This window comes from Paenibacillus sp. GCM10028914, assembly GCF_042666275.1.
In the GTDB taxonomy this organism is placed as follows: Bacteria; Bacillota; Bacilli; order Paenibacillales; family Paenibacillaceae; genus Paenibacillus_AQ.
The window spans coordinates 23,959-48,457 of the sequence record NZ_JBHTFO010000005.1 but is presented as its reverse complement, the minus strand read 5'-3'; the positions used below and the strand labels follow the sequence as shown (position 1 = coordinate 48,457).

26 protein-coding genes and 1 other annotated feature are annotated in these 24,499 nt (G+C 45.0%); all 26 genes read left to right on the top strand.

Annotation, left to right across the window (positions count from 1 at the left end; translation table 11 throughout):
* Positions 1–75 precede the first annotated feature (75 nt).
* The 26 genes from rlmB to rplV all read left to right on the top strand — a co-directional run bounded on the left by rlmB (position 76) and on the right by rplV (position 24,499).
* Entirely contained in the window at positions 76–825 is a 750-nt protein-coding gene (rlmB, locus tag ACFQV5_RS04435) for a 23S rRNA (guanosine(2251)-2'-O)-methyltransferase RlmB (RefSeq protein WP_379244066.1), read from the top strand.
* 5 nt (positions 826–830) lie between these two features.
* On the top strand, positions 831–1,352 hold the full coding sequence (locus ACFQV5_RS04430) for an NYN domain-containing protein (RefSeq protein ID WP_379244064.1): 522 nt from the start codon (positions 831–833) through the stop codon (positions 1,350–1,352).
* 164 nt (positions 1,353–1,516) lie between these two features.
* Entirely contained in the window at positions 1,517–2,161 is a 645-nt protein-coding gene (sigH, locus tag ACFQV5_RS04425; protein WP_379244062.1) for an RNA polymerase sporulation sigma factor SigH, read from the top strand.
* Between the two features lie 338 nt (positions 2,162–2,499).
* Entirely contained in the window at positions 2,500–2,649 is a 150-nt protein-coding gene (gene rpmG / locus ACFQV5_RS04420; RefSeq protein WP_006212941.1) for a 50S ribosomal protein L33, read from the top strand.
* Between the two features lie 21 nt (positions 2,650–2,670).
* Positions 2,671–2,862, top strand: coding sequence for a preprotein translocase subunit SecE (gene secE, locus ACFQV5_RS04415; protein ID WP_379244060.1), 192 nt, complete (start codon positions 2,671–2,673; stop codon positions 2,860–2,862).
* Between the two features lie 21 nt (positions 2,863–2,883).
* Entirely contained in the window at positions 2,884–3,417 is a 534-nt protein-coding gene (gene nusG, locus ACFQV5_RS04410) for a transcription termination/antitermination protein NusG (RefSeq protein WP_379244059.1), read from the top strand.
* A gap of 68 nt (positions 3,418–3,485) precedes the next feature.
* Complete coding sequence (gene rplK / locus ACFQV5_RS04405) at positions 3,486–3,911, top strand: 50S ribosomal protein L11 (RefSeq protein WP_208917593.1); 426 nt, start codon at positions 3,486–3,488, stop codon at positions 3,909–3,911.
* Between the two features lie 77 nt (positions 3,912–3,988).
* Positions 3,989–4,681, top strand: coding sequence for a 50S ribosomal protein L1 (rplA, locus tag ACFQV5_RS04400; protein ID WP_379244058.1), 693 nt, complete (start codon positions 3,989–3,991; stop codon positions 4,679–4,681).
* 69 nt (positions 4,682–4,750) lie between these two features.
* Positions 4,751–4,908, top strand: a sequence feature (ribosomal protein L10 leader region).
* 53 nt (positions 4,909–4,961) lie between these two features.
* Entirely contained in the window at positions 4,962–5,465 is a 504-nt protein-coding gene (rplJ, locus tag ACFQV5_RS04395; RefSeq protein WP_379244056.1) for a 50S ribosomal protein L10, read from the top strand.
* Positions 5,466–5,529: 64 nt separating this feature from the next.
* Positions 5,530–5,895, top strand: a complete 366-nt coding sequence (rplL, locus tag ACFQV5_RS04390; protein ID WP_379244054.1) for a 50S ribosomal protein L7/L12 — start codon at positions 5,530–5,532, stop codon at positions 5,893–5,895.
* A gap of 164 nt (positions 5,896–6,059) precedes the next feature.
* Entirely contained in the window at positions 6,060–6,668 is a 609-nt protein-coding gene (locus tag ACFQV5_RS04385; protein ID WP_379244052.1) for a class I SAM-dependent methyltransferase, read from the top strand.
* A gap of 347 nt (positions 6,669–7,015) precedes the next feature.
* Positions 7,016–10,561: a DNA-directed RNA polymerase subunit beta gene (rpoB, locus tag ACFQV5_RS04380; protein ID WP_379244050.1), complete on the top strand. Its 3,546-nt coding sequence runs from the start codon at positions 7,016–7,018 to the stop codon at positions 10,559–10,561.
* A gap of 89 nt (positions 10,562–10,650) precedes the next feature.
* A complete protein-coding gene (rpoC, locus tag ACFQV5_RS04375; protein ID WP_379244048.1) occupies positions 10,651–14,265 on the top strand; it encodes a DNA-directed RNA polymerase subunit beta' in 3,615 nt (1,204 codons plus the stop codon).
* Between the two features lie 169 nt (positions 14,266–14,434).
* A complete protein-coding gene (locus ACFQV5_RS04370) occupies positions 14,435–14,686 on the top strand; it encodes a ribosomal L7Ae/L30e/S12e/Gadd45 family protein (RefSeq protein WP_379244046.1) in 252 nt (83 codons plus the stop codon).
* 134 nt (positions 14,687–14,820) lie between these two features.
* The gene (gene rpsL, locus ACFQV5_RS04365) at positions 14,821–15,240 is read left to right on the top strand and encodes a 30S ribosomal protein S12 (RefSeq protein ID WP_054956068.1); all 420 of its coding nucleotides are present in this window, start codon (positions 14,821–14,823) and stop codon (positions 15,238–15,240) included.
* Between the two features lie 47 nt (positions 15,241–15,287).
* Positions 15,288–15,758 (top strand): 30S ribosomal protein S7, encoded by a 471-nt coding sequence (rpsG, locus tag ACFQV5_RS04360; RefSeq protein ID WP_046680956.1) that lies wholly within the window; start codon positions 15,288–15,290, stop codon positions 15,756–15,758.
* 47 nt (positions 15,759–15,805) lie between these two features.
* Positions 15,806–17,887, top strand: a complete 2,082-nt coding sequence (fusA, locus tag ACFQV5_RS04355) for an elongation factor G (RefSeq protein ID WP_379244043.1) — start codon at positions 15,806–15,808, stop codon at positions 17,885–17,887.
* Between the two features lie 94 nt (positions 17,888–17,981).
* Positions 17,982–19,172: an elongation factor Tu gene (gene tuf, locus ACFQV5_RS04350; protein ID WP_379244041.1), complete on the top strand. Its 1,191-nt coding sequence runs from the start codon at positions 17,982–17,984 to the stop codon at positions 19,170–19,172.
* A 274-nt stretch (positions 19,173–19,446) separates the two neighbouring features.
* Positions 19,447–20,739 carry a protoglobin domain-containing protein gene (locus tag ACFQV5_RS04345; protein ID WP_379244039.1) on the top strand — a complete coding sequence of 431 codons (1,293 nt, stop codon included), beginning with the start codon at positions 19,447–19,449 and terminating at the stop codon, positions 20,737–20,739.
* 270 nt (positions 20,740–21,009) lie between these two features.
* Positions 21,010–21,318: a 30S ribosomal protein S10 gene (gene rpsJ / locus ACFQV5_RS04340; RefSeq protein WP_006037947.1), complete on the top strand. Its 309-nt coding sequence runs from the start codon at positions 21,010–21,012 to the stop codon at positions 21,316–21,318.
* A 41-nt stretch (positions 21,319–21,359) separates the two neighbouring features.
* Complete coding sequence (gene rplC, locus ACFQV5_RS04335) at positions 21,360–21,983, top strand: 50S ribosomal protein L3 (protein ID WP_379244036.1); 624 nt, start codon at positions 21,360–21,362, stop codon at positions 21,981–21,983.
* Between the two features lie 26 nt (positions 21,984–22,009).
* On the top strand, positions 22,010–22,633 hold the full coding sequence (rplD, locus tag ACFQV5_RS04330; RefSeq protein WP_379244034.1) for a 50S ribosomal protein L4: 624 nt from the start codon (positions 22,010–22,012) through the stop codon (positions 22,631–22,633).
* On the top strand, positions 22,633–22,926 hold the full coding sequence (gene rplW / locus ACFQV5_RS04325) for a 50S ribosomal protein L23 (RefSeq protein ID WP_379244032.1): 294 nt from the start codon (positions 22,633–22,635) through the stop codon (positions 22,924–22,926). Before rplD ends, rplW begins: the two co-directional genes overlap by 1 nt.
* 29 nt (positions 22,927–22,955) lie before the next feature.
* A complete protein-coding gene (gene rplB / locus ACFQV5_RS04320; RefSeq protein ID WP_379244030.1) occupies positions 22,956–23,786 on the top strand; it encodes a 50S ribosomal protein L2 in 831 nt (276 codons plus the stop codon).
* Between the two features lie 69 nt (positions 23,787–23,855).
* Entirely contained in the window at positions 23,856–24,131 is a 276-nt protein-coding gene (gene rpsS, locus ACFQV5_RS04315) for a 30S ribosomal protein S19 (protein WP_379244028.1), read from the top strand.
* Between the two features lie 35 nt (positions 24,132–24,166).
* On the top strand, positions 24,167–24,499 hold the full coding sequence (rplV, locus tag ACFQV5_RS04310; RefSeq protein ID WP_379244026.1) for a 50S ribosomal protein L22: 333 nt from the start codon (positions 24,167–24,169) through the stop codon (positions 24,497–24,499).

Sequence of the window (24,499 nt, the reverse complement as noted above, 5' to 3'; positions counted from 1 at the left end):
AGATAAAGCTAGAATAAACTTAACCGCCAGTCTTATGATTTAGGGCTGAGCAGGTAACGCAGGAGGAAGAAAGAAATGCAAGAAGAAGAAGTAATCGCTGGTAAACACTCAGTGACTGAAGCGCTCCGTTCAGGACGCACAATTAATAAAATTTGGGTGGCTGAAAACGCTCAGAAGCATTTGATCACACCAATCATTGCGGAAGCTAGAAAGCTCGGGATTGTTATTCAAAATGTAGATAAGCGCAAATTGGATCAGCTCGTGCCTGGTGTCCAGCACCAAGGCGTTGTTGCTCAAGCTGCTCCTCACGCATATGTAGAAGTAGACGACCTTTTAAAGATCGCTGAAGATAAAGGGGAGTCTCCATTCCTGCTTATCCTCGACGAAATTGAAGATCCACATAACCTTGGATCCATATTGAGAACAGCTGATTGTACAGGCGCTCATGGTGTCATTTTGCCAAAACGTCGGTCTGCACAGATTACAGCGACAGTATCCAAAACCTCGGCTGGAGCCGTTGAATATGTTCCTGTTGCTAGAGTGACAAATCTTGCACAAACGATAGAACAGCTGAAAGAAAAGGGAGTATGGGTTGTTGGAACGGTAGTGGATGCTGTAGAAGAAATCTATGACACCAATGTCTTTAATGGTCCGGTCGCCATTGTAATTGGTAATGAGAGCAAAGGAATGGGTAGACTTATTCGTGAGAAATGCGATGTTCTTGTCAAACTTCCAATGGCTGGTCAAATTAATTCATTGAATGCTTCGGTGGCCGCCGGTGTCGTAATGTATGAAGTCCTCCGCCGTCGTCGTCTTCAAGGGTAGATAAGATGGCCGATTGGCGGGATGTGCTGCTGGTCGATGGATATAACATGATCGGCGGATGGCCGTTTCTCGCGGAGCTCGCTAATATCGGCATGCAGGAGGCAAGGGATGCTCTTCTGGAGAAACTGGCAGATTATCAAGCGTTCTCTGGACTTCGTGTCGTAGTAGTTTTTGACGCTTACCGTGTACCGGGTTTGGGAAAGTCATTCACTCAGGGCAAGGTGCAGGTGTACTTTACGAAGGAAAAAGAAACCGCAGATGAATGCATTGAACGTCTTGTTATCGACTTCAGCCACCGTAGGCGTAAAATCTATGTCGCGACGAGTGACTTGATGGAACAGCATATTATATTTGCTCTTGGTGCTCTTCGGATCTCAGCTAGGGAGTTACTTCACCAAGTGGAACAAAGCGAACGTGAAGTAACTCGCAAAATAAAAGAGGATCAATCAAAGTCGACGAGGAACACACTGGATAATAAATTGTCTCCTGATGTTCGTCTCATGTTTGAACGCTGGCGTCGTGAATAGATTATTGTTGAAATACAGCCGATCTAAGAAAACCCTTACACTTCTGCTATTATTGGCTTGAATTAGGTATGATATGGTTGACGGTCTTATAGACATCATATATACTTGACATATATTTCAAGTGAGTGGCGGGGTACCGTGCGTTCCGGGCCGGAGGGATTCTATTGAGTGTCGACCTCAAGGAAATCATGATGTCGGGGTATGATTTGATAAGTGATGAAGACATTGTCGAGGCGGTCCGTGAAGGTGATAGCGGGGCGCTTGAATATTTGATCAATAAGTACCGGAACTTTGTACGTGCCAAAGCTAGATCTTACTTCTTAATTGGTGCAGATCGCGAGGATATCGTACAGGAAGGCATGATCGGTCTTTATAAAGCGATTCGTGATTTCAAAGGGGACAAGCTTTCTTCGTTTAAGGCTTTTGCTGAGCTGTGTATTACACGGCAGATTATTACGGCAATCAAGACCGCAACGAGACAGAAGCATATACCGTTGAACTCTTACGTGTCTTTGGACAAGCCGATCTATGACGAAGATTCAGACCGAACGTTGTTGGATGTTATTTGCGGCACGGCTGTTTGCGATCCGGAGGAACTGTTAATTAATCAAGAAGAGTTTGTAGGACTGGAAGATAAGATGTCTGAAATTCTAAGTGATTTGGAACGGAAAGTACTGATGCTTTATTTGGACGGGCGTTCCTATCAGGAAATCGCTGTGGATTTGAGGCGGCATGTTAAATCTATTGATAATGCGCTCCAGCGGGTAAAGCGAAAGCTTGAACGTTATTTGGAGGTTAGGGATAATTAGAAGAGTATTGGATGTATGGAAGGCTCTTATCGGGCCTTTTTTTACTTCATTCTAATATTCCCTTGTTTCATTTGTTCTAACTATGACCATAATGGTAAGTAAATGCAGCCTGCTTTCAGAGAGAAAAAGGCTTGAAAAGGCGTCAACCATGTGATAAAGTGTTTTAGGTAGGCCTAAATTCGCGTGTTTTATGAATGAACGTTGTTACAGTACTGGAACAACGGTTTTGTTCATCTCGCAGGAATTTCGAATGTCTGTTACAGGACGGGACGAATTTTCCTACTAGGATCAATATCGGTTCTTCTGATGAAGAAGGACGTCTTCGGGAGGTGCAAATCATGCGGGTAATTATCACTTTGGCTTGTACAAGCTGCAAACAAAGAAACTACACAACCACAAAGAACAAGCGAAATCACCCCGACCGCATGGAGATGAAGAAATTTTGCAAGTTCTGTAACGAGCAAACTCCTCATCGCGAAACCAGATAGTTTTTTGGAGGTGTAGTCGGCGTGAAACGTGGTTTCAAGTCTCTGTTTTCCTTTTTCTCTGAAAGCTGGGCGGAACTTAAAAAAGTTCGCTGGCCCAATCGTAAAGAACTGACGAACTATACTCTCATCGTTATCGGCACCATTGCGTTTGTCACAATTTATTTTTGGGTTTTAGACATCGGTATATCCTTTGTGATCGAAGCGATAATTTAGAAGGGTCCCAGGTGGCTTGATATGGAAAAAAGATGGTACGTAGTTCATACCTATTCAGGGTATGAGAATAAAGTCAAAGCCAATTTGGAAAAACGTGTCGAGTCCATGGGCATGGAGGACAAAATATTCCGCGTTCTTGTTCCTATGGAAGAAGAGATCGTAAACAAGGACGGTAAGACAAAGACCGTCATGCGTAAAGTTTACCCGGGATATGTCTTGGTCGAAATGATTCAAACCGATGATTCTTGGTATGTTGTTCGCAATACACCGGGAGTTACGGGCTTTGTTGGTTCGACAGGCTCCGGTTCAAAACCCACGCCTTTGCTTCCAGAAGAAGTTGAACAGATTCTGAAGCATATGGGTATGGATGAACCGAAACCGAAGATTGAATTCGACATCAAGGAATCAGTTCGTATCAAGGTTGGTCCTTTTGCGAATTTCGTGGGCTCCGTTGAAGAGATTTTGGCTGATAAGAGTAAGCTTAAGGTTCACGTCAACATGTTTGGACGGGAAACCCCATTAGAGTTGGAATATACTCAAGTTGAGAAGCTATAAGCTTTGGGTTTCTTGTGGGAGGGCGTTAAAGCGTCCGCTACCACTATTTATGCAAGGAGGTGTCTTACATGGCGAAGAAAATTATCAAGATGGTGAAACTGCAAATTCCTGCAGGTAAAGCGAACCCGGCTCCTCCAGTAGGTCCAGCATTGGGTCAAGCAGGTGTCAACATTATGGCATTCTGTAAAGAATTCAACGCTCGTACTGCTGATCAAGCTGGTCTGATCATTCCGGTTGAAATTTCGGTGTTTGAAGATCGTTCCTTTACATTCATCACTAAAACTCCACCGGCTGCTGTTCTGCTTCGTGTGGCTGCTAAGATCGAAAAAGGATCCGGCGAACCAAACAAGAAGAAAGTAGCAACTGTTAAACGTGATGCGGTTCGTCAAATCGCAGAACAAAAAATGCCTGACCTTAACGCTGCAACTGTTGAAGCTGCAATGTTGATGGTTGAAGGAACTGCTCGTAGTATGGGTATTACAATCGAAGACTAATTGTCTTTCGGTGAACCGGATTATATCCGGAATATGTGGGAGGAATTTCCGCTAAAACCACAAAGGAGGAAACAATCATGGCTAAACACGGTAAGAAATACCTTGAAGCTGCTAAGCTGATTGACAGCGAAGCAACTTATGAGCCTTTGGAAGCCGTTGAACTGGTGAAAAAGGCTGCAACTGCTAAATTCGACGAAACTGTTGAAGTAGCTGTGCGTTTGGGTGTAGACCCTCGTAAACAAGACCAGGCTGTTCGTGGCGTAGTAGTACTACCTCACGGTACAGGTAAAACGCAACGCGTTCTGGTATTTGCAAAAGGTGAAAAAGCGAAAGAGGCTGAGGCGGCTGGCGCTGATTTTGTTGGCGATCAAGACATGATCAACAAAATCCAACAAGGCTGGTTCGAATTCGACGTCTGCGTAGCAACACCTGATATGATGAGTGAAGTCGGTAAATTGGGCCGTCTGCTTGGTGGTAAAGGTCTTATGCCTAACCCTAAAGCTGGTACGGTTACATTCGATGTTGCTAAAGCTGTTCAAGAAATTAAAGCTGGTAAAATCGAATACCGTCTTGACAAAGCAGGTCAAATTCACGCTCCAATCGGCAAAGTGTCCTTTGATGCGGCTAAACTCAATGACAACCTTAAAGCTCTTTTGGATGCATTGAACCGCGCGAAGCCGGCTGCTGCTAAAGGTGTATACCTGAAAGGCATCGCCGTATCTTCGACAATGGGTCCTAGTGCTCGCGTGAACACAGCTTCTTACAAATAATATTTACCATTGACTTGCTTGTCTTGGTTTGATATTATGTAACAGTTGTGAGTCCATGTGACTGACCATTAAAGTTGAATATGCTTACCGTAGACAGTAGGTGCCGTTAGCTGGCTTAATTTCCTACCGAGGTGTTATGATAGAACGTCAGCAGTATGATCGGGCAACCGGCATAATGATGATTCATCAGGCCTTCGTGATTCTACGGAGGCTTTTTTAGTGCCCGTAGGATGGTGGCCTTAGGGGTCCCAGCTAACCATACAATCAGGAGGTGTAGACATTGGCAAACGTAAAAGTGATTCAAGCTAAACAAGATGCGGTTGACGTTATAACTTCCAAGTTTCGCGAAAGTGCGACAACAGTTGTAGCTGACTATCGTGGATTGAACGTTGCCCAAGTAACTGAACTGCGTAAGCAGCTTCGTGAAGCTGGCATCGAATTTCAAGTATTGAAAAACTCCCTGCTTCGCCGTGCGACAGCAGCTGCAGAGCTGACTGAGCTAGACGAAGCGTTGACAGGTCCAACGGCTGTTGCTTTCAGTACAGAGGATGTTGTTGCTCCTGCGAAAATCTTGAACGATTTCGCTAAGAAAAACGACGCTTTGAAATTGAAAGGCGCAGTAGTAGAAGGCCGTGTCATCGGAGTGGACGAAATCAAAGCGCTGGCGGAACTTCCGTCCCGCGAAGGTCTCTTGTCCATGCTCCTCAGCGTGCTTCAAGCTCCAGTGCGGAACTTCGCGCTTGCAGTTAAAGCTGTTGCTGAAAAAGAAGAACAAGGCGCGTAAGCTCCTTATTCAACAAGTAGTTTAAACAATAAAAACTTAAATATAAAATGGAGGTTCAACCCAAATGAGCAAAGAGCAAATCTTGGAAGCAATCAAAGGCATGTCCGTTCTGGAACTGAACGATCTCGTTAAAGCAATCGAAGAAGAATTCGGCGTAACTGCTGCAGCTCCAGTAGCTGTTGTAGGTGGCGCTGCAGGTGCAGATGCTGCAGCTGAGCAAAGTGAATTCGACGTAATCCTGAATGGTGCAGGCGCGTCCAAAATCAACGTTATCAAAGTTGTTCGCGAAATTACAGGCCTCGGCTTGAAAGAAGCGAAAGAACTCGTTGACAACGCTCCAAAACCATTGAAAGAAAAAGTTTCTAAAGAAGAAGCTGAAGCTGTTAAAGCTAAATTGGAAGAAGCAGGCGCATCCGTAGAAGTTAAGTAATATCTTCTAAATGCAGCATGAAACAAACCCCTTGAATATTAGTTCAAGGGGTTTGTTATTGTAATAGACTGTTTTTTTCATGAGAAGGCTATAATGGAATTAGAAGCTATTTGCAATTTGATGTCGTATTTACGGTAATCGATTTTTGTTATACGGAGGTTGGTATGCCGAATCAGCATTATTATTCTAACCAGCCGGTGACCGAGCATAATAGGCGGGAACTGGAAACAGTGCTGCGTGGCAGCAAGTTTAAGTTCATTAGTGATGCGGGCGTCTTTTCTAAAAGCGGAGTGGACTACGGAAGTAAGGTGCTGATCGAAGCGCTTGAGATCCCGAGTGATTCTCATGTCTTGGACGTTGGATGTGGATATGGGCCTATTGGACTTTCAGCGGCGAAACTCGCAAAAAACGGCCATGTGACAATGATAGATATTAACAGTCGCGCTGTAGAATTGGCCAAAGAAAATGCCAGACTGAATGGAATTAGTAATGTCACGATTATGGAAAGTGATCTGTTTGAAGGTGTGAAGGGTAAAGAGTTTGATATCGTTATAAGTAACCCGCCGATTCGTGCTGGGAAGGAAACGGTGCACAAAATCTTTGAACAAGCCTATGAACATCTGAAAGAACGGGGAGAGCTATGGATCGTTATCCAGAAAAAACAAGGCTCCCCATCGGCCAAAGCCAAACTGGAAAGCCTGTTCCCTCGTGTAGAGGAAGTAACGAAAGACAAAGGGTATCGTATATTTAGAGCGATAAAAACTACTTCGTGAATTAGCAAATAGGCTATTGACTCGGATTTCTGGCTGTGGTATTATTATAAAATGTCAGTATTAGGATGGTCTCCTTGTCTTTAGTTTGCTGAAATGTCAAGACTTGATGTGGGTATCATTGCATAAAGTCAGTCATATTGACGTATAATATGTACATTTTGGGCAAATCTACTGGATATGAGATGATTATCATTACCATGGATAAGCCGCTCTTTTTTCGAAAAAATATTCGATAAGGGCTTTTCTCTATTTATGGGAGTTTCCTCTGTACGTTCCATTATAGTGTTACAAACAGAGGTTCGCAATGAAATTTTTAAAAGTGAGTAGACATGAGGGGTGAGTTTAAGTTGGCAGGACATCTTGTTCAATATGGTCGACGCACTCGGCGAAGTTATGCACGTATTAATGAGGTACTCGAAGTTCCGAACCTGATTGAAATCCAACAAAAATCTTATGAGTGGTTTTTGGAGGAAGGACTCCGCGAAATGTTCCAAGACATCTCGCCGATTCAGGATTTTACAGGTAATTTGGTGCTGGAGTTTATCGACTACAGCCTTGGAGAACCGAAATACACCGTCGATGACGCGAAAGAACGCGACGTAACTTATGCGGCGCCGCTCCGTGTAAAAGTCCGGCTCATCAACAAAGAGACTGGAGAAGTCAAGGAGCAAGAAGTGTTCATGGGAGACTTTCCGTTAATGACGGAAACCGGAACATTTATCATTAATGGTGCCGAACGGGTCATTGTCAGCCAGTTGGTTCGCTCTCCCAGCGTCTATTTCAGCACTAAAGTTGATAAAAACGGCAAGAAAACATACACTGCGACCGTTATTCCGAATCGCGGCGCGTGGCTGGAGCTGGAGACGGACGCTAAGGATATTGTATATGTGCGGATCGACCGTACACGTAAAATACCTGTAACCGTATTGCTGCGTGCGCTTGGTTTTGGTACGGATGCAGAAATCTTGGAATTGCTGGGCGATGACGAATATATTCGTAATACCCTGGATAAAGACAACACCGACTCGACTGAAAAGGCACTTATTGAGATTTACGAGCGTCTTCGTCCAGGCGAGCCGCCAACTTTGGACAATGCGAAGAGCCTCTTGGTTGCACGCTTCTTTGATCCGAAGCGTTATGATCTTGCGAATGTAGGTCGCTATAAGATCAACAAGAAACTTCATATTAAGAACCGTCTCTTTAACCAACGTTTGGCTGAGAGTCTTATTGATGTGGAAACTGGTGAAATCATTGCGGAAGCTGGTCAAACCGTAGACCGTCGTCTTTTGGACGAGATTATGCCTTATCTTGAGAAGAGCGTTGGCTACAAAACATATCATGTTGCTGGCGGCGTTCAAGACAGTGAGGATATTACACTTCAAACGATTGATGTGTTCTCGCCGATTGAAGATGGTAAGGTCATTAAAATTATCGCTAACGGTAACATTGATAAATCCGTGAAGCATATTACGCAAGCGGACATTATTTCGTCCATTAGCTATTTCATTGATTTGCTACACGGAATCGGGAACACGGATGATATTGACCATCTGGGTAACCGTCGTCTGCGTTCCGTAGGTGAACTTCTGCAGAACCAATTCCGTATCGGTCTATCCCGTATGGAACGTGTTGTTCGCGAGAGAATGTCGATTCAAGATGCAAGTGTTATTACACCGCAGGCTTTGATCAACATTCGTCCGGTTATTGCATCGATTAAAGAGTTCTTCGGTAGCTCCCAGCTATCTCAGTTTATGGACCAGACCAACCCGCTTGCTGAATTGACGCATAAACGTCGTCTATCTGCACTCGGACCTGGTGGTTTGACGCGTGAGCGCGCGGGCTTTGAAGTTCGAGACGTTCACCACAGTCACTATGGCCGTATGTGTCCGATCGAGACGCCGGAGGGACCGAACATCGGTCTGATCAACTCCTTGTCGACATTTGCTCGTATTAATGAATACGGCTTTATCGAAGCTCCTTATCGTTGGGTTGATCCGAAGACGGGTCAAGTTACAGAACAGATTGATTATCTGACTGCTGATGAGGAAGACAACTACGTTGTAGCTCAGGCGAACGCAGCGTTAACGGAAGATAGTAAGTTTGCGGACGATATGGTAATTGTCCGTTATAACAAACAGGCCGATAACATTTTGCCAATGCCTAAAGATCGTGTGGATTACATGGACGTATCGCCTAAACAGGTGGTTTCTGTCGCTACGGCTCTGATTCCGTTCCTTGAGAACGATGACTCCAACCGTGCACTCATGGGATCCAACATGCAACGTCAGGCTGTACCGCTTCTGATTCCTAAGGCTCCGCTCGTCGGAACAGGAATGGAGCATAAATCTGCGAAAGATTCCGGTGTTTGTATTGTGTCCAAACATGACGGAATTATTGAGCGCTCAACTGCTAATGAGATCTGGCTCCGCCGCATTGAAACTGTGGATGGACAAGAAGTCAAAGGCGATCTCGTTAAACATAAATTACACAAATTTATGCGTTCGAACCAAGGTACCTGCATTAACCAACGTCCAATCGTACAGCGTGGGGATGTAGTTAAGAAGGGTGATATCCTTGCGGATGGTCCTTCCACAGAGATGGGCGAGTTGGCGCTTGGACGTAACGTTGTGGTGGCATTCATGACCTGGGAAGGTTATAACTATGAGGATGCGATTCTACTTTCTGAGAAACTCGTGAAAGAGGATGTGTACACTTCGATTCACATTGAGGAGTACGAATCCGAAGCACGTGATACGAAACTCGGACCTGAAGAAATCACACGTGATATTCCAAACGTTGGTGAAGAAGCGCTGAAGAACCTGGATGAGCGTGGTATTATCCGTATCGGTGCTGAAATCAGTGCTGGAGATATCCTCGTTGGTAAAGTAACACCTAAGGGTGTGACGGAACTGACTGCAGAAGAGCGTCTCTTGCATGCAATCTTCGGTGAGAAAGCACGTGAAGTGCGTGATACTTCCCTGCGTGTTCCTCACGGTAGTGACGGTATTATCGTTGATGTGAAGGTATTTACACGTGAGAACGGCGACGAATTGCCGCCGGGCGTAAACCAATTGGTTCGTGTATATATCGCTCAAAAACGTAAAATCTCTGAAGGTGACAAAATGGCCGGACGTCACGGTAACAAAGGTGTCGTTGCCCGTATCTTGCCTGAAGAAGATATGCCGTTCTTGCCGGATGGCACACCGGTGCAGGTTGTTCTTAACCCGCTCGGCGTACCTTCACGGATGAACATCGGTCAGGTTCTGGAAGTTCACTTGGGTATGGCTGCCCTGCAGCTTGGTATCCATGTGGCTACACCAGTATTTGATGGTGCAAGTGAGTACGACGTGTTTGATACGATGGAAGAAGCAGGCATGCAGCGCAATGGTAAGACTGTTCTGTATGACGGCCGTACGGGCGAACGCTTTGAGCGTGAAGTTACCGTAGGTGTCATGCACATGATCAAGCTGGCACACATGGTTGATGATAAAATCCATGCCCGTTCCACGGGACCTTACTCTCTCGTTACGCAACAACCGCTCGGTGGTAAAGCACAGTTCGGTGGTCAGCGTTTCGGTGAGATGGAAGTATGGGCGCTTGAAGCGTATGGCGCTGCATATACACTACAAGAAATCCTTACCGTTAAGTCCGATGACGTGGTTGGTCGGGTGAAAACCTACGAATCCATCGTTAAAGGCGAGAATGTTCCGGAGCCGGGTGTTCCAGAATCATTCAAGGTATTGATTAAAGAACTCCAGTCCCTCGGTATGGATGTTAAGATCCTTAGCGAGAACGAGGAGGAAATCGAGATGAAAGAACTCGATGATGAAGACGATGCGGCAGGCGATAAATTGAGCCTTAACTTGGAAGGCACTGAAGTCGGAGTGGAATAACGATCAGTCATCACCCCGCCGGTTAATAGCCGGCGGCGGTGTTGTGATCGGAAGCACATAATTAGGACTAGGTTGAGGAGGGTTGCTCCTTGTTGGACGTTAACAATTTTGAGTATATGAAAATCGGTCTCGCTTCCCCTGAGAAGATTCGTTCTTGGTCTCGCGGAGAAGTCAAGAAGCCGGAAACGATTAACTACCGTACATTGAAGCCTGAAAAGGAAGGTCTTTTCTGCGAACGTATCTTTGGACCGCAGAAAGACTGGGAGTGTCATTGTGGTAAATACAAGCGTGTTCGTTATAAAGGTGTAGTCTGCGATCGCTGCGGCGTTGAAGTTACACGCGCTAAAGTTCGTCGTGAACGTATGGGCCACATTGAACTAGCTGCTCCTGTATCCCATATCTGGTATTTCAAAGGTATTCCAAGCCGTATGGGTCTGGCTTTGGATATGTCTCCAAGATCTCTGGAAGAGATCATCTATTTTGCATCTTATGTCGTGACAGACCCAGGAGATACGCCACTTGAGAAGAAACAACTGCTGTCTGAGAAAGAATACCGCAGTTACCGTGAGAAATACGGATACGGCTTCCAAGCTGGTATGGGTGCTGAAGCTGTTAAAAAGCTTTTACAAGATCTCGATGTTGAGAAAGAACTCGAATTCTTGAAAGAAGAACTTCGTACAGCTCAAGGACAACGCCGTAACCGTGCGATCAAACGTCTTGAAGTTATTGAGGCGTTCCGTAACTCCGGTAACAAACCGGAATGGATGGTTATGGATGTTCTTCCTGTTATCCCTCCAGAATTGCGCCCAATGGTTCAACTGGATGGTGGACGTTTCGCAACATCCGACTTGAACGACTTGTACCGTCGTGTAATCAACCGGAACAATCGTTTGAAAAGATTGCTTGACCTCGGTGCTCCAGACATTATCGTTCAGAACGAAAAACGGATGCTTCAAGAAGCCGTTGACGCCCTGATTGATAACGGTCGCCGTGGACGTCCTGTTACAGGACCTGGTAACCGTCCATTGAAATCCCTCAGCCACATGCTGAAAGGTAAACAAGGACGTTTCCGTCAGAACTTGCTCGGTAAACGTGTTGACTATTCCGGTCGTTCCGTTATCGTAGTAGGACCTTATCTGAAAATGTATCAGTGCGGTTTGCCAAAGAAAATGGCACTCGAACTGTTCAAACCTTTTGTTATGAAAGAACTGGTCAACAAAGGCCTAGCTCATAATATCAAGAGTGCTAAACGTAAAGTGGAACGCGTAAGTCCAGAAGTATGGGATGTACTCGAAGAAGTCATCAAAGAACATCCAGTCCTTCTGAACCGTGCCCCTACCCTTCACAGACTCGGTATTCAAGCATTTGAACCGATCTTGGTAGAAGGTCACGCGATCCGTCTTCACCCGCTCGTATGTACGGCTTACAACGCTGACTTTGACGGTGACCAAATGGCCGTTCACGTTCCGTTGTCTGCTGAAGCTCAAGCGGAAGCACGTCTTCTGATGCTTGCATCCGGAAACATCTTGAACCCTAAAGACGGTAAGCCTGTCGTTACACCATCTCAGGATATGGTTCTTGGTTCTTTCTATCTGACTATGGATAACAAAGAAGAAAAAGGAACAGGCATGATTCTGGGTAGCGTGAACGAAGCTGTATCTGCATACCAACGTGGAGCAGCAGGTCTGCATGCGCGTGTAGCGATTCCAGTTAAAGCACTTGGTAAAACAGTCTTTACGGAAAAACAACAAAAAGCGATGCTCGTTACTACAATTGGACGGATTATCTTTAACGAGATTTTCCCTGCAACCTTCCCTTACATTAACGAAGCTACTCGTGTGAACCTGTTCCAAGGTACACCAGAGAAATACTTTGTTTATGAAAAAGGTGCTAATATCCAAGAAGTAATTCAAAGTCTTCCGATCAGCGGTGCTGTCGGTAAAGAATATCTGGGTCAAATTATTGCACGCTGCTTCGAGACTTATCACACAACAGAAACTTCTGTTATTCTTGACAAAATCAAGCAGCTTGGTTTCACATACTCCACACGCGCTGGTGTTACGGTTGCTGTCTCCGACGTTATCGTTCCGCCTGAAAAGGCCGGAATTCTTAAAGAATCCGACGAGAAAGTTAGCGTCGTAATGAACCAATACCGTCGTGGTTTGATCACCAACGAAGAACGCTACGACCGGGTTATCGATATCTGGTCCAAGGCGAAAGATGATCTTACTGACGTACTCATGAAATCGATGGATCGCTTTAACTCCATCATGCTCATGGTTGACTCTAAAGCTCGGGGTAACAAATCTCAGATTACTCAGCTTGGCGGTATGCGTGGTCTGATGGCCAACCCGTCAGGACGTATCATCGAGATGCCTATTAAATCGAACTTCCGTGAAGGTCTGACAGTACTCGAGTACTTCCTATCCACACACGGTGCTCGTAAAGGTCTTGCCGATACAGCACTTCGTACAGCTGACTCTGGTTACTTGACTCGTCGTCTCGTTGACGTTGCACAGGATGTCATTGTACGTGAGGATGAGTGTAGCACGGACAAAGGCTTCACAGTTAGCCGGATTCAAGATGGTAAGGAAGTTATTGAGGATCTCTATGATCGTATTGAAGGACGTTATGCGTTTGAAACCGTTCGTCATCCAGAGACAAAAGAGATTATCGTTAACCGTAATGAATTGATCGATTCTGACAAAGCTGACGAAATCGTTAAAGCTGGTATCGAGAAACTACAAATCCGTTCCATTCTTAGCTGCCGCGCTCGCTATGGTGTCTGCAAGAAGTGTTACGGACGTAACCTGGCAACAGGTAAGTTTGTCGAAATCGGTGAAGCGGTTGGTATTATCGCTGCTCAATCCATCGGGGAACCAGGAACACAGCTCACGATGCGTACGTTCCATACCGGTGGTGTTGCGGGTGATGACATCACTCAAGGTTTGCCGCGTATTCAAGAGCTCTTTGAGGCCCGTAATCCTAAAGGTCAAGCAACGATCAGTGAGATTGACGGTGTCGTTAAAGAGATTCGCGAAACGAAAGATCGTCGTGAAATTGAAATCCAAGGTGAAGCGGAAACGAAAGTATATTCCGTTACGTATGGCTCCCGTCTGCGCGTAAGCGAAGGCAAGCATATTGAAGCCGGAGATGAATTGACTGACGGTTCGATCGACCCTAAAGAAATGCTTCGCATCAAGGGTATTCGTGGCGTGCAGAACTACATCCTTCAGGAAGTTCAGCGCGTTTACCGTAACCAAGGTGTAGAAATCAACGATAAGCACGTCGAAGTTATGATTCGTCAAATGCTTCGTAAAATCCGCATTGTTGATGCAGGAGATACAAATCTGTTGCCTGGATCCTTCGTGGACATCCACGAATACGAAACGGCTAACAAAGACGCGATCTTGTCCGGTAAAGAGCCTGCAGTGGCTAAACCGGTTCTGCTCGGTATTACAAAAGCATCCCTTGAGACGGATTCATTCCTTTCAGCTGCCTCCTTCCAGGAGACAACACGCGTGTTGACTGACGCTGCCATTAAAGGTAAAGTCGATCAATTGCTCGGCCTGAAAGAGAATGTAATTATCGGTAAACTGATCCCTGCAGGTACAGGTATGAACCGCTACCGCAGTGTGAAGTTCGAGGGACAAGATGATGTGAGTGGCGAGAACCAGCAACTGGAGACCGCTAGCGTCGAGTAATAAAGAATGCTTAGGGACTGAGAATTAGCACAGCGAATAGCTAGGCTAATTCTCTCCCAAAATTCTTTTTCCACCTTGATAATATGCTTGACATCATTTAAAGCAGATGCTAATATAGCAAAGGTGCGTGAGTAGTAGCTTTATCCTTGTTCTTTTGGAGGAATTTCCAGTGGTTAATGATAAAGGATTACAGGATGCTCATGTTAAAATCGGCACCAAACAAACAATGAAGGCCGTAGAATTGGGCCAAGCTACTGAAGTTTATGTAGCTGAAGATTGCGACCAGCGTTTGACTTCAAAAATCATAGCTCTATGCGATAAGCATGGTGTAGATATTACGTATGTGCCTACAATGAGAGCACTCGGAGAGGCCTGCGGCATCGAAGTCGGTGCAGCAATGGTAGCAGTCTTAAAACAATGAGTACGAACTGTTTTTGTTGGAGGAGGGTTCTTCTCGCGGCAAAAACTTTTCATTTGTCTTTTTATGAACCGCCTGGGTCTGTGGACTTAAAACGGTTCATATGAGGATGAGAAATATAGGAAGGGGGTGGCAGCATGCCAACAATTAACCAACTGGTTCGTAAGGGCCGTCAAGCTAAAGTTTACAAATCGAAGTCACCGGCACTGCAAAAAGGATTCAACGCTTTGAAACGTGAGGATACTAACCTCAGTGCTCCGCAAAAACGCGGTGTGTGTACTCGTGTAGGCACAATGACTCCACGTAAACCGAACTCAGCGCTTCGTAAATATGCTCGTGTTCGTTTGACAAACCGCATCGAGGTTACTGCTTATATTCCAGGTATCGGACATAACTTGCAAGAGCACAGTGTTGTTTTGATCCGTGGAGGTAAAGTAAAAGACCTTGCGGGAGTACGTTATCACATCGTTCGTGGTGCACTTGATACCGCTGGTGTGAACAACCGTATGCAAGCTCGTTCGAAATACGGCGCTAAGCGTCCTAAAGCGAAGAGCTAATTTATAGTACATGTTGAAATGACATGATTGAAGAAAGGGGGATATCCATGCCACGCAAAGGTCCAGTTACTAAAAGAGACGTGCTGCCGGATCCGGTGTATAACAGCAAGCTCGTTACACGTCTGATCAACCGCATCATGCTGGATGGTAAGAGAGGTGTTGCTCAAAGCATTCTCTATAACGCATTCAATATTATCCAAGAACGTACGGGTAATGACCCAATGGAAGTATTTGAAGCAGCCATCAAGAACATCATGCCGGTTCTGGAAGTTAAAGCTCGCCGTGTCGGCGGTGCTAACTACCAAGTACCTATCGAAGTAAAACCAGAAAGACGTACATCCCTAGGATTACGTTGGCTCGTAAACTACTCCCGCAACCGCGGTGAGAAGACTATGGAAGAGCGTTTGGCAGCTGAGATTATCGATGCTTCCAACAACACTGGTGCTTCCGTTAAAAAACGTGAAGATACACACAAAATGGCTGAAGCGAACAAAGCGTTTGCTCACTACCGTTGGTAGGATTCAGCAACTAATTTATACTTTAATTTTGAAGGGAGACTATTCGCATGGCGACAAGAGAGTTCTCCTTGAAAAATACACGTAATATCGGGATTATGGCGCATATTGACGCTGGTAAAACGACCACTACAGAACGGATTTTGTTCTACACAGGACGTACTCATAAGATTGGTGAAACCCACGAGGGTTCCGCTACTATGGACTGGATGGAGCAAGAGCAGGAACGCGGAATCACGATTACTTCCGCCGCTACTACCGCTTCTTGGAAGGGTCACCGCGTTAATATTATCGACACCCCGGGGCACGTTGACTTCACAGTAGAAGTTGAACGTTCCCTTCGTGTATTGGATGGGGCAGTAGGTGTATTTAGTGCGAAAGAGGGCGTTGAGCCTCAATCCGAAACGGTTTGGAGACAAGCTGACCGTTACGGTGTACCACGGATCGCATACGTAAACAAAATGGACATTATCGGTGCCGACTATCTGAATGTTGTTAAAGACATGAAAGAGCGTCTGCAAGCTAACGCGGTAGCTATTCAGCTTCCAATTGGTGCTGAAGCAGACTTCGTTGGTATCATCGATATCATTACGGAAAAGGCATTTATTTATAAAGATGACCTTGGACAAAATATCGAAGAAACCGAAATTCCAGCGGAATACAAAGATCAAGTTGAAGAACTTCGTAATGAGTTGATTGAGAAGGTAGCAGAACTTGATGAAGAATTGACTATGAAGTACCTTGAAGGTGAAGAGATCTCAATTGATGAGATCAAAGCAGCTCTTCGTAAAGGTGTTGTAGAAGTTAAGATCTTCCCAGTAATCTGTGGTTCTTCTTACCGTAACAAAGGGGTTCAGCTTATGCTGGACGCTGTTATCGATTACTTGCCAGCTCCTACTGATGTAGCTAGCATCGTAGGTCACTTGGAAGATGGCTCAGAAGTTGAGCGCCCATCATCCGACGAAGCGCCGTTTGCTGCATTGGCATTTAAAATCATGACAGACCCTTATGTTGGTAAACTTACGTTCTTCCGTGTGTATTCCGGTGTTCTGCAATCCGGCTCTTACGTACTGAATGCAACGAAAAACAAACGCGAACGTATCGGACGTATCCTTCAAATGCACGCTAACAGCCGTCAAGAAATCACTGAAGTATTCTCCGGTGATATCGCTGCTGCTGTAGGTTTGAAAGATACTAGTACAGGTGATACACTATGTGATGAGAAGAATCCAGTTATTCTCGAGTCCATGAACTTCCCTGATCCGGTTATCGAAATCGCAGTTGAACCAAAAACCAAAGCTGACCAAGATAAAATGGGCGTGGCTCTCGGTAAGTTGACTGAAGAGGATCCAACTCTTCGTGCTCATACTGACGAGGAAACTGGCCAAACGATCCTGGCAGGTATGGGTGAGCTTCACTTGGACGTTATCATCGACCGTATGCGTCGTGAGTTCAAGGTAGAAACCAACGTGGGTAAACCACAGGTAGCTTACCGTGAAACCTTCCGTGCACCAGCACGTGTTGAAGGTAAATTCGTTCGTCAATCCGGTGGTCGTGGTCAATACGGTCACGTATGGGTTGAGTTCGAACCTCTGGAACCAGGTAGCGGTAACCAATTCGACAGCAAAGTTGTCGGTGGTTCTGTACCGAGAGAATATATTGGACCTGCACAACAGGGTATTGAAGAGCAAATGAAGAACGGTGTACTTGCCGGCTTCCCGCTTGTTGACGTTAAAGCTACAATCGTTGACGGTTCATACCATGATGTCGATTCCAACGAAATGGCGTTTAAAATCGCTGGTTCCATGGCACTTAAAGCAGCTAAAGACAAGTGTAAGCCTGTCCTGCTTGAGCCAATCATGAAAGTAGAAGTTACTGTGCCTGAGGAATACATGGGCGATGTAATGGGTATGCTGAACTCCCGCCGTGGACGGATCGAAGGTATGGATTCCCGTGGTGGTACTCAAATTATCCGTTCCAAAGTACCTCTTTCCGAAATGTTCGGTTACTCTACTACACTTCGTTCCGGTACACAAGGACGCGGTGTGTTCTCAATGGAACTCTCCCACTACGAAGAAGTTCCTAAGAATATCTCCGAAGAAATCGTGTCCAAAGTTAAAGGCGGAGAGTAATACCGTTTTTCCTGCTGGACTTAGGGCGGGATAAGAATCCCGATTCTTGAGTCCAGCCTAAACATATATATCCCCTTAAGGAGGAATTGTTCAAATGGCAAAGGCTAAATACGAACGTACGAAACCCCACGTTAACATCGGTACTATCGGTCACGTTGACCATGGTAAAACTACTCTGACTGCTGCTATCACAAGTGTATTGTCCAAAACTTACGGTGGTGCAGCTATGTCCTTCGACCAAATCGACAAAGCTCCAGAAGAGCGCGAGCGCGGTATCACAATCTCTACTTCCCACGTAGAGTATGAAACTGATACTCGTCACTATGCACACGTTGACTGCCCAGGTCACGCTGACTATGTTAAAAACATGATCACTGGTGCTGCTCAAATGGACGGCGCAATCCTGGTTGTATCCGCAGCTGACGGCCCAATGCCGCAAACTCGTGAGCACATCCTGTTGTCCCGTCAAGTAGGCGTTCCTTACATCGTTGTATTCTTGAACAAATGCGACATGGTTGAAGACGAAGAGCTCTTGGAATTGGTTGAAATGGAAGTTCGCGACCTTCTTAACGAGTATGACTTCCCTGGCGACGACACTCCGATCACTCGTGGTTCCGCTCGTGAAGCTCTGCAAAACCCAGAAGGCGAATGGGCACAAAAAATCGTTGAAATGTTCAAAACTATCGACGAGTACATCCCATTGCCAGAGCGCGACACTGACAAGCCTTTCTTGATGCCTGTTGAGGACGTATTCTCCATCACTGGTCGTGGTACCGTTGCTACAGGTCGTGTAGAGCGTGGTACTATCAAAGTTGGTGAAGAAATCGAAATCGTTGGTATCGCTGAAGAAACTAAGAAATCCGTTGTTACGGGCGTTGAAATGTTCCGTAAATTGCTGGATTCCGCTCAAGCTGGTGACAACATCGGAGCATTGCTTCGTGGTGTAGATCGTAGCCAAATCGAGCGTGGACAAGTATTGTCCAAGCCAGGTTCTGTTAAACCTCACACAGAATTTACTGCTCAAGTTTACGTACTGAGCAAAGAAGAAGGCGGACGTCATAAGCCTTTCTTCACTGGCTACCGTCCACAGTTCTACTTCCGTACTACGGACGTAACTGGTGTAATCAACCTTCCTGAAGGTTCCGAAATGGTTATGCCTGGTGACAACATCACGGTAACAGTTAGCCTGATTTCCCCAATCGCGATTGAAGAAGGAACTAAGTTCTCCATTCGTGAAGGTGGCCGTACCGTTGGTGCTGGTTCCGTAGCAACAATCATTAAGTAATTTAGGCTTTAGAGCCTCGAATATAGCAACATTGTACTGTAACGAGCAACATTGTGATGTAACGGTAAACAGGGTCCGATCTTTGATCGGGCCCTGTTTTTTTATATTTTTATGAACTGACACAATTCGCTCACAAAACGTTCCCAAGGTTGAATAATTCCTTTACTTTCTTTTTTTTAGTTATTACAATCATGTATATAGTTTGTATAACATAAAAAGGTGGCATTTTGTCACTTGAGGAGAGACAGGAATAATGAAATGTCCTTTTTCATTCTTGAAGAAAACAAATGCGTCGACTTCAACAAACACAAATGAAATGAACCTGAAAAAAAAGTATCTTCAATTAGAAGATGCGACAGAGTTAAATGAGCAAATGAGAATGATTGGTTTGACGGAAGACGATCTGATGCTACTACGTAAAATTCGGCCGCGAATGGAAGAGAACATGGATGCGATTACAGAGGCGTTTTATCAATCAGTCGTTGATGTAGAGAAATTAAGGGAAACAATTATAAGGCATAGTACAATAGATCGTTTAAAACGAACACTTCGAGATCATTTATTAGAGATCTTTAATGGTGAAGTGAATGAAGCGTATGTGTCAAAAAGACTGCGGATCGCACAAGTACATAAAGCGGTAGGACTCGAACCGAAATGGTATCTCTCCGCTTTTCAGAATCTTCAGAATGAGTTTGTGAGAGTCATATACCATGAAAGTGATCATGAGGAAGAAAGACTAAATATTGTACGGACCGTAACGAAACTACTTAGTTTGGAACAGCAGCTGGTTCTTGATGCTTATGAGAAGGAAAATATGAAAGAGAAGCAGGAACAGTATGAAGTCGTAAAAAATGAACTAAAATACAAAATTGCTATGTTTGTTAATCAATTAGCGGATTTGAATTTGAATATAAATGAGGCTTTAGAGAAGTTAATCGCCAGTGGCAGTGAAGTTAGTGATTCGTTTAATCGCACAACGAAGACAGCACTTGGATCAATTAACTATGCCAAAGCTGGGGAAGAGCGAATATCTGAGCTGGAAGTTCGAATTAATCAAATTGATGAAAGTACCAATGAAATGCAAATGGCTGTACAAGAACTTAATAGTTCATCAAAACAAATCAATATGATTGTGGATAGTGTATCGGAAATTGCTTCCCAGATTAAACTACTATCTCTGAACGCCACAATAGAGGCTGCGCGTGCCGGCGAACAGGGTAGAGGTTTTGCAGTTGTTGCTTCTGAAGTTAGTCGATTATCAGAGGACACTCGAAACACCGTTGTACGCATAGCTGATTTTGTTAAACACTCAAGAGATCTTACTACAAAAGTTGTTGAATCCATCAAACATGTACAGGCTCTTACTCATCAGGGACGGGTGCAGTCAGCGGAGACGAGTACACTATTTAATGAAATACTTCAATCTGTACAAGCAAGCACAGATGAAATAATAAATGCAGAACAAGAAATGAGGAATCTTACGATAACCATAGGCGGAATAGGAGAAGCAACCGCAGAGGCGGCAGCATCTGCTAATGAATTTATATCGGTGACGGAGAAAATGTAATGTATTTGATCTATTAAGCACATTCATTTGAGTGTGCTATTTGTTTGTTCTATTATATGGAGAGGTCTCAAATACAAGGAAAATATCTTTTATAATTAAACACTTGCATTGCGCCTATCTTTTCTATATAATAATGAATGTTGTTCTGCGACGTTGCGATGATGTGAGAGGTTACTGACACACCCGGCCCCTTTGCCATGAGGCAGGTGTCCAGAAAATTTTCACGGAGTATGTCCGATACTAAATTGGGCGATAGAAGGAGGGAATAAAATGGCAAAGCAAAAAATTCGTATTCGCTTGAAAGCATACGACCACAGAATTCTTGATCAATCCGCTGAGAAAATTGTTGAAACAGCAAAACGTTCGGGTGCTGGTGTTTCCGGTCCGATCCCGCTGCCAACTGAAAAACAAATCATTACAGTTCTCCGTGCGGTACACAAGTATAAGGATTCTCGGGAACAGTTCGAGATGCGTACACACAAGCGCTTGATCGACATCGTTAACCCGACTCCACAAACTGTGGATGCCTTGATGCGCTTGGACCTGCCGTCCGGTGTAGATATCGAAATTAAATTGTAAGATTAGAATAATGAATTATTGAAGAGAAAAGAGGTGTCAACATGAAAGGTATCTTAGGGAGAAAACTCGGAATGACTCAAGTATTTACCGCTGAAGGTAATGTAATTCCTGTAACGGTTATCGAAGCAGGTCCTTGTGTTGTTTTGCAAAAGAAAGACCTGGAGAACGATGGCTATGAAGCTGTACAAATCGGTTTCTCCGACAAGAAAGAGAATAACGCTAACAAACCAGAAGCAGGACATGCTAAAAAAGCAAATACTGCACCTAAGCGCTACGTTCGAGAAATTCGCGGTGTTGACCTCGCGAGTGTCGAGGTTGGTCAAGAAGTGAAGGCTGATATCTTCGCGGAAGGCGAATATGTTGACGTAACTGGTATTTCTAAAGGTAAAGGTTTCCAGGGTGTAATCAAACGTTGGGGACAAAGTCGTGGACCTATGTCTCACGGTTCTCGTTACCACCGTCGTCCTGGTTCCATGGGTTCGATCCAAGCTAACCGTGTTCCTAAAGGAAAACGTCTGCCAGGTCACATGGGCCACAAAACGGTTACAATCCAGAAGCTTGAAATTGTTAAAGTAGACGTTGAACGCAACGTACTGCTTGTAAAAGGCTCAATTCCTGGCCCTAAAAAAGGTCTTGTGCAAATTAAAGAAACGGTGAAAAAATAATCGCCTAAAGAAAGGAGGAACAATCAATGCCTAAAGTAGCACTTTTAAATATCGACGGTAGCCAAGTTGGCGAAGTTGAATTGAACGATGCGGTATTTGGCATCGAGCCGAATGAGCACGTTCTGCATAGCGCAGTATTGCTGCAACGCGCTTCTCTGCGTCGTGGTACTCATAAAGTCAAAGGACGTTCTGAAGTACGCGGCGGCGGACGTAAGCCTTGGAAACAAAAAGGTACTGGTCGTGCCCGTCAAGGTTCGATCCGTTCACCACAATGGAAAGGCGGCGGCGTAGTATTTGGACCAACTCCACGTAGCTACTCCATCAAACTGCCTAAGAAAGTTCGTCGTTTGGCGATCAAATCCGCTTTGTCTTCCAAAGTGATTGACAATGCGATTATCGTACTGGATCAATTGACGCTTAACGCGCCAAAAACGAAAGAGTTCGCTAACATCTTGAGTAACCTTAAGGTTGGACGCAAAGCTCTGATCGTTGCTCCTAGCTATGATGATAATGTAGCCCTTTCCGCTCGTAATATTCCTGGAGTGAAATTCGTAGCGGCAGACGGCATTAATGTTCTTGATGTGCTGACGTACGATCAATTGATCATTACGAAGGAAGCAGTTCAGAAGGTAGAGGAGGTGCTCGCGTAATGAAGGATCCTCGCGATATAATCAAGCGCCCGGTAATCACGGAACGTACAGCCGACTACATGGCGGAACTGAAATATGCTTTTGAAGTAGATATTCGTGCTAACAAAACCGAGATTAAACAAGCCGTTGAATCCATTTTTAAAGTAAAAGTATCGAACGTGAATACAATGCGTGTTCCTGGAAAGCTGAAGCGTTATGGCCGCCACTCTGGTTACACTACAGAATGGAAGAAAGCTATCGTAACTTTGACAGCTGACAGCAAACCGCTTGAGTTCTTTGAATCGGTGGAATAAGAAATTTCTGAGTAAGGAGGGAAAATTCAGTGCCTATTAAAAAGTATAAACCGACAACCCCGGCTCGTCGTAATATGTCCGTGTCTACTTTCGAAGAAATTACTACGAATCAGCCGGAGAAATCGTTGCTTGCGCCGCTGAGCAAAACAGCTGGACGTAACAACCAAGGTAAAATTACGGTTCGTCACCATGGCGGCGGACACAAACGTAAATACCGTATTATCGACTTCAAACGTACGAAAGATGGCATTCCAGGTCGCGTTGCTACGATCGAGTATGACCCGAACCGTACTTCTAACATCGCTCTGATCCACTATGCGGATGGCGAAAAGCGTTATATCATCGCTCCTAAAGGACTGAAAGTTGGAGACCAAATCGTTTCTGGTGTTGGTTCTGACATCAAAATTGGTAATGCTCTTCCTTTGGAGAACATTCCAGTGGGTACAGTTATCCACAACATCGAATTGCAACCAGGTAAAGGCGGACAATTGGTTCGTGCTGCTGGTACAGAAGCACAGCTTCTCGGTAAAGAAGATAAGTACGTAACTGTACGTTTGTCTTCCGGTGAAGTTCGTCACATTCTGAAAACTTGCCGTGCTACAATTGGTTCTGTAGGTAACGGAGACCACGAGCTGATCAAGATCGGTAAAGCTGGTCGTAGTCGTTGGCTTGGTAAACGTCCTGAAGTACGTGGTGTTGTAATGAACCCTAACGATCACCCTCACGGTGGTGGTGAAGGTCGCGCTCCTATCGGACGTAAATCGCCTATGTCTCCTTGGGGTAAACCTACCCTTGGTGCTAAGACTCGTAAAAAAGGAAAAGCTTCTGACAAATATATCGTTCGCCGCCGCACGAAGTAATACACGTTGTGCATAACTTCGTGTAAGGCTGTGGATTACGAGATAATTTGGTGAAGGGAGGATTACTATATGAGCCGTAGTTTGAAAAAAGGACCTTTTATTGATGGATATCTGCTCAAAAAAGTGGAGGACATGAACGAATCCGGTAAAAAAGCTGTGATCAAAACATGGTCCCGTCGTTCCACAATTTTCCCGCAATTTATCGGTCACACATTCGGCGTATACGATGGCCGTAAGCACGTGCCTGTATATGTAACGGAAGACATGGTGGGTCACAAGTTGGGCGAATTCGCTCCAACACGTACTTACAAAGGTCACGAAGACGATAAGAAAACAAGACGTTAATTAATAAAGCTCTTTGTTTGAGAGGAGGTTAAACAATGGAAGCAAAAGCACATGCAAGATCGATTCGGATTGCTCCTCGTAAAGCTCAACTGGTTGTTGACTTGATCCGCGGTAAGCAAGTTGGTGAAGCGATCGCGATTCTTCGTCACACTCCGAAAGCTGCATCTCCAGTTGTGGAGAAGCTCTTGAACTCAGCAATCGCAAATGCTGAGCATAACTACTCAATGGATGTTAGTAAGTTGGTCGTAAGCCAAGTTTACGTCAACCAAGGTCCGACGATGAAACGTTTCCGCCCTCGCGCGATGGGACGTGCAAGCCGGATCAACAAACGCACCAGCCACATTACTTTGGTGGTAGCTGAAAAATAA